The sequence below is a fragment of the Silvimonas sp. JCM 19000 genome (genome assembly GCF_054652575.1).
The window spans coordinates 99,625-117,279 of record NZ_BAAIHC010000008.1; the positions used below are offsets into that span (position 1 = coordinate 99,625).

Genomic DNA, 17,655 nt, shown 5'->3' on the forward strand with positions numbered 1-17,655 from the left:
TGATCGATGGAAGAAGACCGTCGAAAGCGTCAGCCCATTCTTCCTCCCGGCTTGGCAATAATTACAATCGCCGATATGCTTACAGAAACCCAACAGTAGTTACGGACGTGCGCATGAAATCAGAACATATCGAAATCATCAAGAATGAAATCGCCCCTTTAATGGAGCGAGGTGAAATCGCACTCCTGTTGGGGGCGGGCTTCAGTTACAAAAACCCTTCGATTGCAGCCACGATTCCGGGAAGTGAGGAATTGAAAGGCATTTTATTGGGAAGCTGCGGAAAGACCGGCGGACCAAGCACTCGGCTGAAAGACGTGTACGATCTAGCATCACGGTCGCTTCCGGAATATAAAAAAATCCTAAAGGATATTTTTACCGTCAATTCCATCTATAGTTGGCAAGAAAAAATATTCTCGTACGTTTGGTCCAGGATCTACACGACAAACATCGACAACGTTCTAAATTGTGCATACTCGCGCGCTCTTTCCAAGAAGCAGGTTTCTGCCGAATTCTCTTTTTTCAACTACAGCGACCCTAAGCCCGTTGCCTCGACAATCGGGACTATTCCTGTAATTACAATCCACGGGACAATCGCGGAAATTGAAAAAGGATTTATTTTCTCCGGAATTGAATATGCTCGTGTTGCGACAAAAATGCTCGACTGGCATAACGACCTCGCGGGCAGTATATTGGTCGGAGGAGTTGTGGTAATCGGTAATCAACTTGACGAATCCGATATTGACACCTATATCGCCGCCCGCATTAACAATTATGGCGAGCCAACAAAGCCGGCGCGAAACTGGATAATCCTTCCCAACGCTGATGAGATCCGCCGTGAGAACTATCAGGCGTCGGGGTTCCATGTTATTGATAGCACTGCGGAAGAATTCTTTAAAGTCCTCTACGATACCGTGCAGCCGACCAACATAACCCAGACTTTAAATTTGCCGACCGTGGTAAAGGGCAGTGCCGCATTAAATAATGCAAGGGTTTGGTTTAAGGAAGCATTTCGGCCTATCGTATTGGATATCGAGTCGGCACGGTACGAACTCGGGCTGCTCCGCCGCTATATCACCGGTAGCCATCCAGAATGGGTTTACCTAACAAACGGTGCACACGCAGTCACGTCGAAAATCGATTCTCTGCTTACTGTTGCAGCCGGCCTTCTCCAAACAAATAGCGCTGGGGTCGGAATTCTGCACGTAACCGGCCCGAGCGGCTCGGGAAAAACCACGGCGATTCGCCATGTAACGTGGCAATTAACTAGCACATATAAGCTGATCTATGAATATGACTCCATCAATGGAGTTGATGTGAACATGCTGGCTAATGTCATTTCAACAATGCAGGAAAAGTCCGTATTTATATTTTACGATGCTTACGAATTTTATTTTGCAATAAATGCCCTTGCGGACAGGATGAAGGACAAAGGCAGGCCCTATGTCCTATTCATTCTGGAAGCCAGAAACAATAGCTTTAGAACGAATAAGCGCCAGATACAAAACAAGGACGATTTGACCACCCATTTCACGTTTGAGGGTCTATCTGTCGAGGATGCGGCGCTCATAGCGAAGAAACTTGGCGACCATGGGATAGCTATCGACGGTTTTAGCAACTTGGCCATCGAACGACAAGCGAATATCTTAGTAAACAAGGAAAAGGGATATGACGGCGATTTGCTGGCCGCCCTGTTTTCATTAACAAACCACGAAAATTTTGAGACGAAAGTTTACGAGGAGTTTCATTCCGTCAAAAAGGATGAGGCTCGCCGTGCCCTAGAATGCGTTGCTATATTGCATTCGCTAGGATTTAGTGTTCCTGTCGATTATCTTGCGGGTTTTCTCGAGGTCCGAGTTGATACTGCCATTAATTATTTGAACGAGGAACTGTCTGGCATAGTAATTTACTCACACGGGAGCGTTCGCTGCCGCCATCGTTTGATAGCCACTTATTATTTCGACAATTGCATCCGCGGCCATGGAAATACTGATACCGTTTTGAGTATGCTACGATTTCTGTCGAGAAAATTTAATGTCGACGACATTAAATATCACCCTATTCCGTTCAGGATGTATAAGGAGTTGGTGTCATTTGACTTTCTCTACGAGCAATATTATGCGATAGACACTCGGGAAACGGACACGGAAATTACGTATCACGAGGCACAAAAGTATTATGGCAAGGATGGGATATTCTGGCTTCACTATGGGCGATTCTATAGAAAGCGCGGATTTATCGATCGAGCGATAGAGTGCTTTAGAACTGGACTGAACCATTTCGACTCGTTCCAGACCCGGCACTCACTGGGAATGGCGCTCTGCGAAAAATTTATCGCGGACGATAATGCCGAATATGCGCTTTTTGAAGAGGGCTATCAGATTCTAAAAGATGAGCAATCACGCAGAGGTACAACCGATCCATATCCTACGACGACTTTATGTGAAATTCTGATGCGTCTAATTAAGAGCGACAAGGGAAGCACAAATGTGCGCACGCTCCTGAAAGAGCACATGAACTACGGCCTAAAGAATTTTAAGGAAGACGATTATTTTAATGGATTACTGACCCGGTACATGAAAGAAGATTATTAATCGCCTTAGACCGACCACCAGAAGCAAAGTGGATGGCAATTATATTGTCCTCATTTCCATGGGTACTGGTGCTCACTTGGAAAGCACGCCCAGTGGCACCTGGCTGTCATTTGTTTGCTGGGACCAGCACAGCGGATTTAAGGCATGATCCACAATCATATGCCGCCAGCTTCCAAGAGGCTTCCGCCGAGCATTATTATTCTCATTGAAGCGAATGTGACACGGCGACCCGGGGGATATTGATTGTGGTTCAGCATCCTCAGACTATGCTGCATGGGTTGAGTGTCCCGCCCGCTGCTGATATCAAGTGGATCTCGACGCCGTCGAAGCCCTGTTTGTTATTTATCGTCTTGTATTTGGGGCAATGGTTAAACTTGCGCTGATTGGTGTAAGAGTTGGCAATAAAAATATGCGCACGGGGAGTTCCATACAAACTCCTCAATGCTTTTTACAGATGGCGGTAAAGTCATAGCATGTGCCCCGACGGAGGGATGAGTCGCTGTCGGGGCAGAATAATTATGAGGTGAAGACTGCCCGTAATTCATTGATCTCGCGCGCGTGACGCCAATGTGCTGGTGAATGTGAAGGGCTATACGCTGAAATCGGCTGGGGTGGTGAACATGTTTCCGCATACGGGGCATGTGGAATCGATGGCGTGGTTTGAGAAAGAGTGATCAACGTTCTACCCGCCACAAGCCTCGACGTTGCTCGAGGCTTTTTTACGCCCGCGCGCTTGCCTAAGCTCTCAATTGAGAGACAAAATGCGGTCTCGATCAAGAGGCCCGAAATGTCGACCCATACCTCAATGTTGCATGTCCGCGTAGACGATCAGATCAAGAATCAAGCCGCCGAAACCTTGGCAAAATTTGGCCTGACCTTATCAGACGCCGTGCGTATTCTCCTGACTCGCGTCACAGAAGAAGGCGGTTTGCCGATCGGCTTGACCACCTCTGCCGACGCGTACGATGCCTGGTTTCGCGCCAAGGTGCATGAGGCGCTCGCTGATCCTGGCCCCACGGTGGCACACGACAAGGTAATGGCAGATGCTTACGCGCTCATCAGGAGGATCGAAGAAAGTTGAGTGGGTCAGCCAGGCGCGCAAGGATCTGCAAGCAATCCTGCAATACATCGCTGCAGCCAATCCCCGTGCAGCGCGGGCCTTGGCCGACGACATTTTCCAGAAGGTTTCCGACCTTCGATCACAGTCGAAAATTTATCGCGTGGGCCGTGTCGCCGGAACGCGTGAGTTGGTGGTCCGGTCCAGCTATTGCCTGATCTACCGCGACGAAGAGCAATGCATATACATCCTTCGCGTGTTGCACACCGCGATGGCATGGCCATAACGCGCACCGACGTAATCAAACCTGCCCGTATAATCCCGCCTCATTCCCCTCTTCCGAGCCCCGCATGAGCGTCCTCGAAATCATCGGTTTTATCACCACGCTATTAGCCATCTGGCTGGCCACGCGCGAGCATGTTTTAACCTGGCCGTTGCAACTGATTGCCAGCCTGCTTTACGTCTATCTTTTCGTCGATGCGCATTTGTTTGGCGAGAGCGTATTGCAATTTATCTACGCCGCATTGGCCATCTATGGCTGGTGGTGCTGGCGCAAGCCCAAAACGGGCGAGGTGGTGGTACCGGTATTGCCGGTTAGCCGACTCACCCGCAAACAATGGCTGCTTTATAACGGCCTGGGCATTGCTGGCACATTGATTGTGTCGCAGCTGCAGGTTAATTTTTTGCCGACCGATGTGCCCTATCTGGATTCAACCCTGTTTGTATTCGGCCTGATTGCGCAATGGATGCAGGCACGCAAGCAGATTGAAAACTGGCCGTACTGGATTGTGCTGGATGTGATTGGCGCGGGCGTTTATATCCACAAAGCGCTTTACTTAACCGCCGTGTTGTATCTGGTATTAGCGGCGTTGGCGGCTTGGGGCTGGCGGCAATGGCGGCGCGATTTGCAGGCGCAGGCCTGATGCGCAAAATCGCCATAGTCGGGCCGGAATCGAGCGGCAAGACCACGCTGGCGCAAGATCTGGCGCAGCGTCTGGCTTGCCCATGGGTGGCCGAGTATGTGCGCGAGTATTTTGCGACGCGCGCTGATGCGAGCTACGACTTACCAGACATTATCGAAATCGCCCGCGGCCAGTTAGCGGCAGAACACGCCGCGCCCGCTTCAACCGATCTGGTCTGCGATACCAACGGCCTGGTTTGCAAAATCTGGGCCGAAGTACGCTTTGGCGTCTGCCCACCCGAACTCACCGCGCTGTGGCCCGCTGCCGATTACGCGTTGCACGTGCTGGTGCGTCCCGATATCCCTTGGGAAGCCGACCCCTTGCGCGAAAACCCGACCGACCGTGACTGGTTGTTTGGCTTGTACGCGACGGCGCTGGAGGCAGCTGGCGTGCCGTGGATCAGCGTTGGCGGCACCCGCTCCGCGCGCGTCGATGCGGTGCTAGCCGCCTTGCCAAACTAAAAATCAAGGACCTCGAAGATGGCTGACATCACCTTCTCCGCCGAGCAAAGCCGTGTGCTTAAACACAAACTGCGGCGTTATCTGGAAACCGAACTCGATATCGAACTGGGTGATTTCGATGCTGAGTTCTTGCTCGAATTCATCAGCAAAACCTTCGGCGCGCATTACTACAACCAGGGCGTAGTCGATGCGATGGCCGTGCTGGAAGACAAGATGGATGTATTGCGCGACGGCTTGCTGATGCTGGAAAAACCGGTTTAAGCCTTAGCCTGCTTCGGCTTGGCCTTGCCAGCCAGGTTATGTTCTATCGCCGCGCGGATCAGCGCCTTGAATGCCTCGGCATCCACCGCTTCGCCTTCGCGGATATCGATGGCGCGACGGGCGTTGCCGTCCAGGCTGGCATTAAACAGTCGGTGCGGATCAGGCAGTGCCGCCCCCTTGGCGAACGTCAGCTTGATCCACTGTTTATAAGATTCGCCGGTGCAGATGATTCCAGCGTGCTCAAACACTGGCGTGCCCATCCATTTCCAGGTTTCCACCACCTCCGGATCGGCTTCGCGGATCAGCGCACGCATGCGCGCCAGTGTGGCGCCACGCCAGTCGCCCAGCTCGGCGATGCGCTGGTCGATCAGCTCGCTGGCGGGCGCGGTCGAACTGCTTTCGGCTTTACTCATGCTGCGCAACTCCCCAAGGGCTATTGCGAAACATTGTAGACAGCGAGACTACCCCCGCGCAGCCAGATGTCGTTCCACCGCCGCATCCACCACAGCCGGGGCAAAAATCGCGTCGCTGACCAGGTGCGCCGCGCCCAGCAAACCGGCGTCTTGCCCCAGCACGCTGTTCACGATCTGCAGATTACGCGTAGCCAGTGGCAACGAGCGCCGGTACACCGTCTCGCGCACCGCCGCCAGCAAATACCCCTGCCGTTGCGCCAGTTCGCCGCCTAATACCACCAGCGACGGGTTGAGCAAGCTGACCGACATGGCGATGGTCTCGCCAATCAGACGGCCGGAATTTTGCAGTGCCGCCACCGCATCGGGTTCGCCGTCGTTGGCCAGTTTGGCCAGATCGCGCACATTGCCGCAGGCGTGGCCGCCGTCGTTCATTTGCCGCGTTAGCGCCCAGCCCGCTGCATACGCTTCCAGGCAGCCGCGATTGCCGCAACGGCACAGTGGCGGTTCGCCGCCGACCAGGTTGCCGATATAAAAGTGGCCCAGGTCGCCCGCCGCGCCTTGCGCGCCGCGTTGCAGGTGGTTGTCCAGGATGATGCCCGCGCCGATGCCGGTGCTGATCTTGATGAACAACAGGTGGCCGGTGGCCGACGCCACCTCTCGATGTTCGCCCAGCGCCATCACGTTAACGTCTTTATCGACGATGACCGGGCAGGCGTAGCTGCCGGCAAAAAAGTCGGGCACGCGATAGCCATCCCAGCCCGTCATGATCGGCGGGCGCACCACGCGGCCTTGCGCAAATTCAACCGGGCCGGGCACGCCGATGCCAATACCGCGCACATCGCTGGCGCGGTGTTTTGATTCTTTCAGCACGTCCTTGAACTGGCGCGCCACTTCGCCCAGCACGATGTCGGGGCCGTCGGCGATGGTGATGCCCATTTGCCGCCGCGCCAGTATGCCGCGCTGCATATCGGTGACGGCAACTTGCATTGCGCCCGCGCCGATGGCCGCCAGCAGCATCACGCCGCCTTCGCGATTGAGCTGGAAAGACCCGGTGGGGCGGCCGCCGGTGCTGTTTTCATTGGCGGCAGGCGCGATATAGCCGGCGCCGACCAGGCCGTCGATACGTTGCGCCACGGTGGAGCGCGAAAGGCCGGTGGTGTCCATGATCTGCGCCCGCGTGGTGGCCACGCCGTTGCGGATCAGCGCCAGTATCTGGCCGGGTCCATCGATCAAACCCGCGGTTTCATTGGGCTGAAGGCTCATTGTGTAGATGTGTGCTAAGGCTGATGCGACGAATTGTAGCGCAAGAAAACGGCATTTGCGTTTTTCTTTGTTGACTTATGCGTAACCGTTACGCATTATGTGCTCACGATTTGTGCATTACCCCTTTTTGTTGGTGCATTTACAGGAGCACGAGTGATGAATCCATTAGGCATACACGCATTGGTCTGGGCCGGCGACCTGACCCCCGAAGGCGCACGCAAGGTAATCACCCAGAGCAAAGCGGCAGGTTTTGATCTGGTGGAGTTGTCACTGCATGACCCGAAAGTGATGGACGTTGCGTTAACCCGCAGCCTGCTGGAAGAACACGGCCTCAAGGTGGGCTGCTCGCGCGGTCTGGCATTCAACGCAGATGTATCGAGTGACGATCCTGCCGTCGTGGCCAAGGGCGTGGCACTGCTGGAAGAAGCGGTCAATCTGACCCACGCCCTGGGCGGTTCTTATTACGGTGGCGTGCCATACAGCGCGCTGGGCAAATATGGCCAGCCGGTGACGGCATTGGGCCGCAAACACGTGGTGGAAAGCCTGCGTCGCTTGTCTGATCTGGCTGCAGCCAAAGGCGTCACCATCGGTATCGAAGTGGTGAACCGCTATGAAAGCAACGTCATCAACACCGCACGTCAGGCGCTGGCCTTGATTGATGAAGTGGGCGCGTCCAACCTGGTGGTCCACCTCGATACCTATCATATGAATATCGAAGAAGTGGACTTTGTGCAGCCGGTGCTGGAATGCGGCGACCGTCTGGGTTACGTGCATATCGGCGAAAGCCATCGCGGCTATCTGGGCTCGGGCACCATCGATTTCACCAGCTTCTTCCACGCGCTGGCCGCCATCAATTATCAAGGCCCGATCACGTTTGAAAGCTTCTCCTCCACCGTGGTGGCGCAGGGCCTGTCCAACGATCTGGCCGTGTGGCGCAACCTGTGGGATGACGGCATGGATCTGGCCACGCATGCGCGCAGCTTTATTCTGGCGCAGGCCAAAGGTGCGGGCCTTGGCGTGACGGGGCGCGCATACTGAGCGTCCTTTTTTTGCGTCCGTAACCCAATCCAGGATCAATACGATGTCCAACCCTAGCGTTTCTGTGCAGATCGCCGCGCATTACATCGAGCGGATCGAGGCCCTGTTGGCCGACGGCCAACGCCACATCCTCGGCCTGGTCGGTGCGCCGGGCTCTGGCAAATCGACGTTGTCGGCGGCCTTGCTGGCGCATTTTGGCGAGCGTGCCGTGGTGGTGCCGATGGATGGCTATCACCTGGCCAATGTCGAGCTGGCGCGGCTGGGCCGGGCCCAGCGCAAAGGCGCGGAAGACACGTTCGACAGCGCGGGCTATGTCAGCTTGCTGCGCCGACTGCGCGAACCGGTGGCGGGCGAGATCGTCTATGCACCGGAATTCCGCCGCGAGATCGAAGAACCCATCGCTGGCGCGATTCCGGTGTTCCCCGAGACACAACTGGTGATCACCGAAGGCAACTATCTGCTGCTGGACCATGGTCACTGGGCGCACGTCTACGGACTGCTGGATGAAGTCTGGTATGTCGATGTGGACGACGCCCTGCGCCAGCAACGGCTGGTGCAACGCCATATGCAATTTGGTCGCGACGAAGCGGCCGCCAAAGCGTGGGTGATCAACACCGACGAACCCAATGCCGTACGCATCGCCGCAACCCGCGCGCGGGCCGATGTGGTGTTTAGCGTTTAGCGGACAACGACTGCGCCCGCCTGGCCTGCGCCAGCGGGCCGGTTTCCAATAAACCGGGCCTTAATGCAGCCCGGAACCAGGAGCGACGTACGATGAAGCAATTCAAAAAAATGACGCTGGCACTGACCGGCGCAATGCTGATTTCCGGTATGGCCCAAGCGGCTGATGTGGCCATGGTGCTGAAGACCTTGTCGGGCCCGTACTGGGTGTCCATGCGCGACGGTATTCAGGCCGAAGCCAAAAAACGCAATGTGCAAGTCGATATCCTGGCCCCGGCCAGCGAGGACGATCTGCAAGGCCAGCAGCGTCTGGTTGAGGACGTGGTTAACAAAAGCTACAAGGGCATCGGCGTTGCGCCGATTTCGCCGGTAAACCTGGTGCAGGCAATTGCTCGCGCCAACAAAAAGGGCACATACGTGGTCAACATCGACGAGAAAGTCGACGTTAACCAGTTGCGCGCCCTGGGCGGCAGCGTCGTGGGTTTTGCCAGTACCGATAACGTGGCGCTGGGCGAAAAGGCCGGCAAGTACATCGCCTCGTTGCTGGGCAAAGGTCCGCATAAAGTGGCCGTCATCGAAGGCAAGGCCGGCAATGTGTCGGGCGATGCGCGCCGCACTGGTGTCGACAAGGCGTTCAAGGATGCGGGTATTACCGTGGTGTCCAGCCAACCCGCTGACTGGGACCGCGCCAAGGCGCTGGATGTGGTCACCAACATCCTGCAACGCAACCCGGACCTGAACGCGATCTACGCCGCCAACGACACGATGGCGCTGGGCGCTGTGCAGGCGGTTAAAAACGCCGGCAAGTTGGGCAAAGTGATTGTGGTAGGTACCGATGGCGTGCCGGAAGCGCTGGATAGCGTCAAACGCGGCGAGCTGACCGCCACCGTGGCGCAAAACCCGGCTGCGATTGGCGCCAAGTGCCTGGACATGCTGCTGGACGCCGTCGCCAAAAAGCCGCCGATGGACCCGAAAGCCGAGCCGAACTTTGCCCCGGTCGATTCGTATGTGGTTAACAAGAGCGGCCGCGTCAACTAAGTTGGCCTGACCGTAAAAAGCTGCGGCTACGCACGCCCCCGCGTGCGTAGCCCGGCTTCATCCGAAGTACGGGAGTACGCGCCATGGTTGCATTGGTGGCAGTCAAAGGCATTACCAAGCGGTTTCCGGGCACGGTTGCGCTGCAGGATGTCAGCTTTGATATCCGCGCTGGCGAAGTGCACGTGCTGCTGGGCGAAAACGGCGCGGGCAAATCCACGCTGATGAAGATCCTCAGCGGCATTTACCAGCCCACCTCGGGCCAGATTACGCTGGGCGACACCACGTATGAGCAGCTGACGCCCAATCTGTCGAAGGCCTACGGCATCCGGCTGATCTATCAAGAATTGTCGGTGGTCGATTATCTGAGCATCGAAGAAAACCTGTTTATCGGCAATCTGCCCACCTGCAAAAAGTGGGGCCTGACCGTGGTCGACCGCGTCACCATTCGCAACAAGGCGCAAGAAGCGATGCGCCGCGTTGGCCTGAAGCGGCATCCGGCCATGCTGGTGGGTGATCTGTCGATTTCGGAAAAACAGCAGGTTGAAATTGCCAAGGCGCTGGCCAGCGACGCCCGCGTCATCATCATGGACGAACCCACCTCCTCGCTCACCGATGAAGAAGTGGCGCATTTGTTCAAGGTGATTCAGGAGCTGAAGGCCCAAGGCATCGGCCTGGTCTACATCTCGCACAAGCTCAAAGAAATTCCGATTGTGGGTGACCGTGTTTCGGTGCTGAAAGATGGCCGTTATGTGGGCACCTATGACGCCCGCACCACCTCCACCGACAAACTGGTGGCCGCCATGGTGGGCCGCGAAATTACCCACAGCCGGCCCGATCCCACGCGAGAGGCCGGGGCCAGCACCGTGTTCGCGGTGGACAAGCTCAGCTCTAAAGATGGCCGCGTGCGCGATGTCAGTTTTCAACTGCGCCAGGGCGAAATCCTCGGCTTTGCCGGGCTGATTGGCTCGGGCCGCAGCGAGCTGATGGAAACCATTTTTGGCGCACGTGAACGCAACGGCGGCGACATCACGCTCAACGGCAAGGTGATCAACCCGGACAGCCCGTATGCCGCCATCAAGGCGGGCCTGGCGCTGGTGACGGAAGACCGCCGTCACACCGGCTTTTTCCACAATTTTTCGATTGCGGAAAACATCTCGATTTTGCCGATGCTGAAAACCGCACACCGGCAACTGTCGCTGCAACGCATCGACTTTGCCGAAGAAAAACAGTTTGGCGACGACTACAAGGCGCGTTTGCGCATCCGCTGTTCGTCGCCCGCGCAAAACATTACCGAGCTGTCTGGCGGTAATCAGCAAAAGGCCATCATCGCCAAATGGCTGGCCGCCAAAAGTGACCTGTTTATCTTTGACGAGCCCACGCGCGGTATCGATGTGGGCGCCAAAAGCGAGATCTACCAGATTTTGCGAGAGCTGGCCGATGCCGGCAAAGGCATCATCGTGGTCTCGTCCGAACTGCCCGAACTGCTGAGTGTGTGCGATCGCATCGCGGTCTATCGCAACGGCAGCATCGCCGAGGTGTTTAACAACGCCGACGCCACCGAAGAAAACATCATGCATGTGGCCACGGCTTGACGCCTGGCCTCGGAGATGAAGATCATGATCCAGACCGAAACCGCAGTGGAAACCGCCGCTGTGACACCCTCCCCCGCAAAACGCGACTTCGCCCAGCTGTGGCAGAACTACGGCACTTTTGGTGTGCTGGTGATTCTGCTGGTGTTATCCAGCGCGCTTAGCCCGCAATACTTTCTGACCACCGACAACCTGCTGCAGGTGTTGCTGCAAAGCTCGGTGATGGTGCTGCTGGCATGTGGCGTCTTCTTTACCATCCTGATTGCGGGCATCGATTTGTCGGTGGGCTCGATGCTGGCGCTAACCGGCATGGTTACCGCGCAACTGATGATGGCGGGCTGCCCGTTCTGGCTGGCCATTTTGCTGGGCGGCGTCTTGTTGGGCGGCCTGTTGGGCGCGGTGAATGGCCTGCTGGTTAATTTAACCGGGCTGCACCCCTTCATTATCACGCTGGGCACGGTGGCGATTTATCGTGGCGTGACGCTGATTATCTCTAACGCGGCTTCGGTGTTCGGCTTTGATCCGCGCTTTGGCGACATCATCGCGGGTCGTGTGGTTGGCGTGCCGGTGCCGGTGCTGATTGCGCTGGTGGTGGCCGGGGTGCTGTGGTTTGTCACCAAGTACACGCGCCTGGGTCGCAATATCTATGCGCTGGGCGGCAACGCGCAGGCGGCTTACTTCTCCGGCATTAACGTCAAGCTGCACACGCTGGTGGTGTTTGTGATCTCGGGCATCTGCGCGGGGATTGCCGGTGTGATCACCGTGGCGCGCACTTCGGCCGCAGAACCGAACGCCGGCGTGGGCTTTGAAACCTTTGCCATCGCCTCGGCCATTATTGGCGGCACCAGCTTCTTTGGCGGCCGCGGCAAGATTCCGGGCGTGGTGGTCGGTGGTCTGATCATTGGGGTGATCAACAACATTCTTAACCTGCTGAATGTGCAGTCGTACTACCAGCAGATCGTGATGGGCGCGCTGATTATCGCTGCCGTCACCGTTGATAAATTCTTTGGCAAAAAGAACGCGCGATGAGCACGTCAGCCGCACTCACCCACTGGGATCTGGTATGGCCGCATGGTTCGTTCAGCGTGCAAGCGCTGGGCGGCATGCTGGCCCCGGTGACCTTTTATTTGCACGATGCCGCTGGCGCGCGCACGGTGTCGCCGTTGCAAGTTGCGCCATGGCAGCCCGACCCGGCCTTGCCCGGCATCTTGCGCAGTTTGCGCGGCAGTTGGCCATGCGTGCCGTTTGGCATGACCCAGCCGCCGGCCGATCTGCCCGCCGCTTGGGCCACGCATGCCAGTGACAGCCCGTGGGATCACGGCTTTGCCGCCAATCACGAATGGCAACTGGTGGCGCGAAGTGATTCCAGCCTGACCATTGCGATTGATCTGCCCGCGTCCGAGCCGATTGCGCGGCTGGAGCAGTGCATTGCGGTGGACCCGGATGCCGCTGCGGTCAGCGTTACCTTGCTGGTGCACGCCCGCCGCGCCGTCACCTTGCCGGTGGCCTTGCACCCGACCTTTGCCGTGCCCGCAGAAGGCGTGGAAGTGCTGGGCTGCGGCTTTAGCCACATCGAAACCTATCCGGTGCCGCAAGAACCGGGGGTGTCGCGCATCGCGCCGAATATGCAGGCGCAGGGACTGAACGCGCTGCCGACTGCTGATGGCCCGCTTGATTTAACGCGTTTGCCGTTGCCGATCAAGACCGAAGAGCTGTTCCAGCTGGTCGATTGCAAACCGCCGTTTGTGTTGCGCTACCCCACCGGCACAGTGGAGCTGGAATGGGATAGCAAACAGTTGCCCGATGCGCTGGTATGGATCAGCAATGCGGGGCGTGACCATGCGCCGTGGAATGGGCGGCATTACGCCATCGGGGTCGAGCCGGCGAATAGCGTGTTTGATCTGGCACGGGTAGCGACGCCGCCGGCGGAGCATGGGCTGGCGCAACGCAAGGGCATCGCGTTTAGCCCTGAGCGCGTCACCGAAATCACGTGGCGGTTATCCGCACGATAGCGTCTTGAGAGTAGGGTGCGTTGCCCCTCGGGGGCAACGCACATTTCGGTTATGCCATGGACGGTGGATGGCCCCTTGGGGGCCGAGGCTGGCGCCTCAAAATGTGCGTTGCCCCCAGCGGGGGTAACGCACCCTACGCAGCATTCTTTTTAGATGCGGGTCGGATAACAAAACACCGCCGGTTTTGCCTGGCGGTGTTTTGTTGTAAAGCTAGTGGGCAACGCTTAAGAGAACCTGCGCTGGCGCATCCACTTGGTGGCGATCCACTTCTCGCCTTTCTCTACCGGCGCGCCGCCATGCAATGTGAGCGGGTCGACCTGGCCGCTGCTGTTGGTGTACTCAAAATACACCGCTGCGCCTTTCTTCGGCCCCACTTGCATGCCCAGTTCCGGAAAGGTGGTGGCACCGCCCTCTTCCACATCGTTCAGATACATCACCAAAGTGGAAACACGCTGGCCGCCGTTGCGCAAATGCACCTGGCTGCCCGGGTCGGTTTCGGGAAAATAATCAAAGTGCGGTTTGTATTCGCCCCCGACCTTGTAATTAAGAATCTGTAGCCCCTCGCCATTTTCTACCGGCCAGTTCATCAGCTCGGCAATACGGCGATCCAGCTTGGCAATGAACTCGGTCTCGTTAACGGTAAAGAACGTGCCAAAGCTGGTGCGATCATCAATCACCGCGTCTTTGCCCGTGGTGGGGTCGACGATGGTCGAGCGTTTAAGGCGGGCTTCGGACAAGCGTATCAGCTCATCACATTCTTCATGGCTGAGCACGTTGTCAAAAAACGCCACCACCGGCTTGGCCACGCGTTGCACCACATGGATGGCGCGGTCGTTGGTGTGGATGACGTTGCCGGGCAGCAAGCGCGGGGTTTCGTACTGATAACCGCCGCCAGCGGCTTTTTCCTTGATCGACTGCGCGCCAGGCTTGGCCGCCACGCTCGGGCGCGCCTGATTATTACTGCTGGAAAAGTGAAACACGATGGCGCTTGCGAACATCGGGTCAAAGTTCTTCTCGACCATCACATCTATCAGTGATTGCGGCGTGCAGCCACGGCCAAGGTTTTCCAGCAGCCAGTTTTGCCATTCTGGCGAAATACTGGTGATTTTCTCCATGGACTCTCCATCCTCGATCTGTTTGTGGTACGGCTTGTTGTGACGTCTTTTTAACCTGGCGATTGCCCCCTGTCACCCTCAGCCTGCGTTGCAGTACAGCAAAGCCCGCCCGGCGGCTGCACACTGTGTTCTGCCCAACACTTGCCGTGCCACCTGTAAGTGCGGCAGAGCGGCGGGCTGGCCTGTGTTAAAATTCCGGCCTTCGATTCAACCGCTTAACCGGGCATTTTCATCAAAATGGATCTTTCCGCACTCACCGCACTCTCCCCGCTCGACGGCCGCTATGAAAAACAACTGGCTGACCTGCGTCCTTTCTTCAGCGAATACGCGCTGATCAAACACCGTGTCACCGTCGAGATTGCATGGCTGAAAGCGTTGGCGGCCGATCCGGCCATCACCGAAATTGCCCCGTTTTCTGCGGCGACCATCGCCGAACTCGACCACGTGGTCGACCAGTTTTCGGTCGAGCACGCCCTCGAAGTCAAAACCATCGAACGCACCACCAATCACGATGTGAAGGCCGTCGAGTACTGGATGAAAGAACGCTTGTCCGGCAACCGGGAAATCTCGGCCGCCAGCGAGTTCATCCACTTTGCCTGCACCTCGGAAGACATCAACAACCTTTCGCACGCGCTGATGCTCAAAGGCGCGCGCGATGCCGTCACCGCGCCCAAGCTGCGCGAGATTGTCGCCAAGCTCAAAGAGCTGGCGCACGACCTGGCCGACGCCGCCATGATGAGCCGTACCCACGGCCAACCGGCCACGCCGACCACCATGGGTAAAGAACTGGCCAACGTGGCGTATCGCCTGGAGCGCCAACTGGCCCGCGTCGAAAAGATCGAAGTGCTGGGCAAGATCAACGGCGCAGTTGGCAACTACAACGCGCATCTGTCCGCCTACCCCGATGTGGACTGGGAACAATTCTGCCAACGCTTCGTCGAAAGCCTCGGCATTACGTTCAACCCGTACACGGTGCAGATCGAGCCGCATGACTACATGAGCGAATTGTTCGATACCGTTGCGCGCGTCAATACCATCCTGATCGACCTTAACCGCGACATCTGGGGCTATATCTCGCTGGGCTTCTTCAAGCAGCGCGTTAACAAGAATGAAGTTGGCAGCTCGACCATGCCGCACAAGGTCAACCCGATCGACTTTGAAAACGCCGAAGGCAATCTGGGTATGGCCAACGCCATGCTCACGCACCTGTCGCAGAAGCTGCCGATCTCGCGTTGGCAACGTGACCTGACGGATTCGACTGTCCTGCGTAATATGGGCGTCGGTCTGGGCTATGCGCAACTAGGATATGTGTCGTGCCTGAAGGGTCTGAACAAGCTGCTGGCCGATCGCCAGGCCATGCTGGATGACCTGAACGACAACTGGGAAGTACTGGCTGAACCCATCCAGACCGTAATGCGTCGTTACGGCGTGCCTAACCCGTACGAGCAACTGAAAGAACTGACGCGTGGCAAGAGCGGCATTACCCGCGAAGCGCTGGCGGTCTTCATCGAAGGCCTGGCGATTCCGGAAGCCGAAAAAACACGCCTTAAAGCGCTGACGCCGTGGACGTATATCGGTAAAGCGGTCGAACTGGCTAACAAGATCTAAAAACAGATCGTCGCCACGCGGCCAGCCTATGCTGGCCGTGTTGGTTTGCGGGAGAACATTTCGGTGAAACGTAAAGTACTGGTAGGCGGCTCTCTGGCCGTGGTCCTGCTGGGCGCGGCTTATGTCGGCAGCTCGTGGATGGCGGGGCGCTCGGTGCAACAAACGCTCGACAAGCAAAACCAATGGCTGACCAGCCTGCCGTATTTCATCGTCAAGAACCGCGATTATCAGCGCGGCTGGTTCTCGTCCACCGAGCATGTGACGCTACAGGTCAATCCGCAGCTGTATCGCTTTTTTCTGGAAAAAGAAGGCGAGCCGCTGCCGAAGTTTGAAGTGACGTATACGCAGCACATCGAACACGGCCCGCTGCCGCTGATTAGCCACTTCAATCCGCATCCGTATAAAGCGGTAGTGACCACCGAATTCAATTTCACGCCGGATACGCAAAAGTTTCTGGCGCGTTTCTTTGGCACGCAAAAGCCGATCGAGATGGAAAACCGCATCGCATTTAACGATGACGGCATCATCCATATCACCGTGCCCGCCTTCGATTACGAAGAAGCGATTTCCGGCGTCAAGGTTAAATGGCAGGGGCTGGATTCGACGCTGGATTACGGCGGCGACTTTAACCGCGTCAAATTCCTGGCCACTGCGCCGGGTTTGTCGGGCGAAGCCAAAGGTCATGCCAAATTTGATCTGACCAATCTGACGCTGACCGCCGACCACGTGCGCGGCAAAACCGGCTTGATGATCGGCACCTCGGGCACCAAGGTCGCGGCCTTCAATCTGGAGATGCAAGGCGATAGCCCGTTCAAACTGGCGCTGCAGAACTTTGAATATCAGGGCAAGCTGAGCGAAAACGGTGAGCTGGTCGATGGCAGCGCGCATTTTCTGCTCGACAAGCTGGTGCTGAACGATCAACCGTACGGCCCGGCTGAGCTGCTGGCGGAAGCGACGCATCTGCACGGCCCAACGCTGTCGCGGCTGGGCGATGAATTCAACCGCTTGCAAAAGCAGCAGCTGACGCGCGAGCAACTGTCAGCCGAACTGGTCAAGCTGGCCAAGAGCAACGGCATGCCGCTACTGACGCATGATCCCCGCCTGGCCATCAAGACGCTGGATATCAAACTGCCGGACAGCAGCATCCATCTGAATGCCGAAGTCGGCCTGAAAGGCTTTGAGCCGGGCGATCTGGACCAACCGGCGGTGTTTATGCGCAAGCTGGTGGCCAAAGCCAATTTCCACGTGCCGCGCAAAGTGGTGGCCAATATCGTGACGTGGCAAGCGCGCAATATGTTCGGCAACAACGGCAACGGCGTGTCGCAGGCCGATCTGGATTACCTGGCGGGCCAGTTTGTTGAAGGCCAGATCAACCGGATGGCGGATCAGAAACTGATCAATGTCGACGGCGACAACCTGTCGGCGGATGCCACGCTGGATGCGGGCAAGTTTGTGCTCAACGGCGTGGATGTGCCGCTGCCGTGGGAACAAGCGGCTGCGGCGGCGGGGCTGAAAACCACGCCATCGAATGCCTCGGGCGCGGCGGCTAAATAAGCGGCTGTCGTC

17 protein-coding genes are annotated in these 17,655 nt (G+C 57.1%); 14 read left to right on the forward strand and 3 right to left on the reverse strand.

Features of this window, described 5'->3' with window-relative positions:
- Positions 1–113 precede the first annotated feature (113 nt).
- From ACYQ1A_RS09655 to ACYQ1A_RS09680, 6 genes are all read left to right on the forward strand, one after another.
- Positions 114–2,591, forward strand: a complete 2,478-nt coding sequence (locus tag ACYQ1A_RS09655; protein ID WP_499361864.1) for a P-loop NTPase — start codon at positions 114–116, stop codon at positions 2,589–2,591.
- 787 nt (positions 2,592–3,378) lie between these two features.
- Positions 3,379–3,672, forward strand: a complete 294-nt coding sequence (gene relB, locus ACYQ1A_RS09660) for a type II toxin-antitoxin system RelB family antitoxin (RefSeq protein ID WP_062220557.1) — start codon at positions 3,379–3,381, stop codon at positions 3,670–3,672.
- Positions 3,635–3,934, forward strand: a complete 300-nt coding sequence (locus ACYQ1A_RS09665; RefSeq protein WP_062220560.1) for a type II toxin-antitoxin system RelE/ParE family toxin — start codon at positions 3,635–3,637, stop codon at positions 3,932–3,934. The genes relB and ACYQ1A_RS09665 overlap by 38 nt, the downstream gene beginning before the upstream one ends.
- A gap of 64 nt (positions 3,935–3,998) precedes the next feature.
- The gene (gene pnuC, locus ACYQ1A_RS09670; RefSeq protein ID WP_499361865.1) at positions 3,999–4,571 is read left to right on the forward strand and encodes a nicotinamide riboside transporter PnuC; all 573 of its coding nucleotides are present in this window, start codon (positions 3,999–4,001) and stop codon (positions 4,569–4,571) included.
- Positions 4,571–5,071: an AAA family ATPase gene (locus tag ACYQ1A_RS09675; protein WP_499361866.1), complete on the forward strand. Its 501-nt coding sequence runs from the start codon at positions 4,571–4,573 to the stop codon at positions 5,069–5,071. Before pnuC ends, ACYQ1A_RS09675 begins: the two co-directional genes overlap by 1 nt.
- An 18-nt stretch (positions 5,072–5,089) precedes the next feature.
- Positions 5,090–5,332, forward strand: coding sequence for a DUF2164 domain-containing protein (locus ACYQ1A_RS09680; protein ID WP_499361867.1), 243 nt, complete (start codon positions 5,090–5,092; stop codon positions 5,330–5,332).
- On the opposite strand, the gene ACYQ1A_RS09685 is transcribed toward ACYQ1A_RS09680, so the two are convergent.
- Both ACYQ1A_RS09685 and ACYQ1A_RS09690 read right to left on the reverse strand, forming a co-directional pair.
- On the reverse strand, positions 5,329–5,745 hold the full coding sequence (locus ACYQ1A_RS09685) for a DUF1801 domain-containing protein (protein WP_062220667.1): 417 nt from the start codon (positions 5,743–5,745) through the stop codon (positions 5,329–5,331). The two genes, ACYQ1A_RS09680 and ACYQ1A_RS09685, sit on opposite strands and share 4 nt — an antisense overlap.
- A 48-nt stretch (positions 5,746–5,793) precedes the next feature.
- Positions 5,794–7,008 carry an ROK family transcriptional regulator gene (locus ACYQ1A_RS09690; protein WP_499361868.1) on the reverse strand — a complete coding sequence of 405 codons (1,215 nt, stop codon included), beginning with the start codon at positions 7,006–7,008 and terminating at the stop codon, positions 5,794–5,796.
- Between the two features lie 156 nt (positions 7,009–7,164).
- On the opposite strand from ACYQ1A_RS09690, the gene ACYQ1A_RS09695 reads away from it, so the two are divergent.
- The 6 genes from ACYQ1A_RS09695 to ACYQ1A_RS09720 all read left to right on the forward strand — a co-directional run bounded on the left by ACYQ1A_RS09695 (position 7,165) and on the right by ACYQ1A_RS09720 (position 13,366).
- Positions 7,165–8,046, forward strand: coding sequence for a sugar phosphate isomerase/epimerase family protein (locus ACYQ1A_RS09695; RefSeq protein ID WP_499361869.1), 882 nt, complete (start codon positions 7,165–7,167; stop codon positions 8,044–8,046).
- Between the two features lie 43 nt (positions 8,047–8,089).
- The gene (locus ACYQ1A_RS09700) at positions 8,090–8,728 is read left to right on the forward strand and encodes a nucleoside/nucleotide kinase family protein (protein WP_499361870.1); all 639 of its coding nucleotides are present in this window, start codon (positions 8,090–8,092) and stop codon (positions 8,726–8,728) included.
- Positions 8,729–8,820: 92 nt separating this feature from the next.
- A complete protein-coding gene (gene alsB / locus ACYQ1A_RS09705) occupies positions 8,821–9,765 on the forward strand; it encodes a D-allose transporter substrate-binding protein (RefSeq protein ID WP_499361871.1) in 945 nt (314 codons plus the stop codon).
- 83 nt (positions 9,766–9,848) lie between these two features.
- Entirely contained in the window at positions 9,849–11,357 is a 1,509-nt protein-coding gene (locus tag ACYQ1A_RS09710) for a sugar ABC transporter ATP-binding protein (RefSeq protein WP_499361872.1), read from the forward strand.
- Positions 11,358–11,372: 15 nt separating this feature from the next.
- The gene (gene alsC, locus ACYQ1A_RS09715; protein ID WP_083459531.1) at positions 11,373–12,383 is read left to right on the forward strand and encodes a D-allose ABC transporter permease; all 1,011 of its coding nucleotides are present in this window, start codon (positions 11,373–11,375) and stop codon (positions 12,381–12,383) included.
- The gene (locus ACYQ1A_RS09720) at positions 12,380–13,366 is read left to right on the forward strand and encodes a hypothetical protein (RefSeq protein ID WP_499361873.1); all 987 of its coding nucleotides are present in this window, start codon (positions 12,380–12,382) and stop codon (positions 13,364–13,366) included. Before alsC ends, ACYQ1A_RS09720 begins: the two co-directional genes overlap by 4 nt.
- Positions 13,367–13,590: 224 nt before the next feature.
- On the opposite strand, the gene ACYQ1A_RS09725 is transcribed toward ACYQ1A_RS09720, so the two are convergent.
- Positions 13,591–14,481 (reverse strand): 2OG-Fe(II) oxygenase, encoded by an 891-nt coding sequence (locus ACYQ1A_RS09725; RefSeq protein ID WP_499361874.1) that lies wholly within the window; start codon positions 14,479–14,481, stop codon positions 13,591–13,593.
- Positions 14,482–14,718: 237 nt separating this feature from the next.
- Here ACYQ1A_RS09725 and purB point away from each other — a divergent pair, with 237 nt between their 5' ends.
- A complete protein-coding gene (gene purB / locus ACYQ1A_RS09730; RefSeq protein WP_053939924.1) occupies positions 14,719–16,089 on the forward strand; it encodes an adenylosuccinate lyase in 1,371 nt (456 codons plus the stop codon).
- Positions 16,090–16,152: 63 nt separating this feature from the next.
- Positions 16,153–17,643: a YdgA family protein gene (locus ACYQ1A_RS09735; protein ID WP_499361875.1), complete on the forward strand. Its 1,491-nt coding sequence runs from the start codon at positions 16,153–16,155 to the stop codon at positions 17,641–17,643.
- Positions 17,644–17,655: the final 12 nt, after the last annotated feature.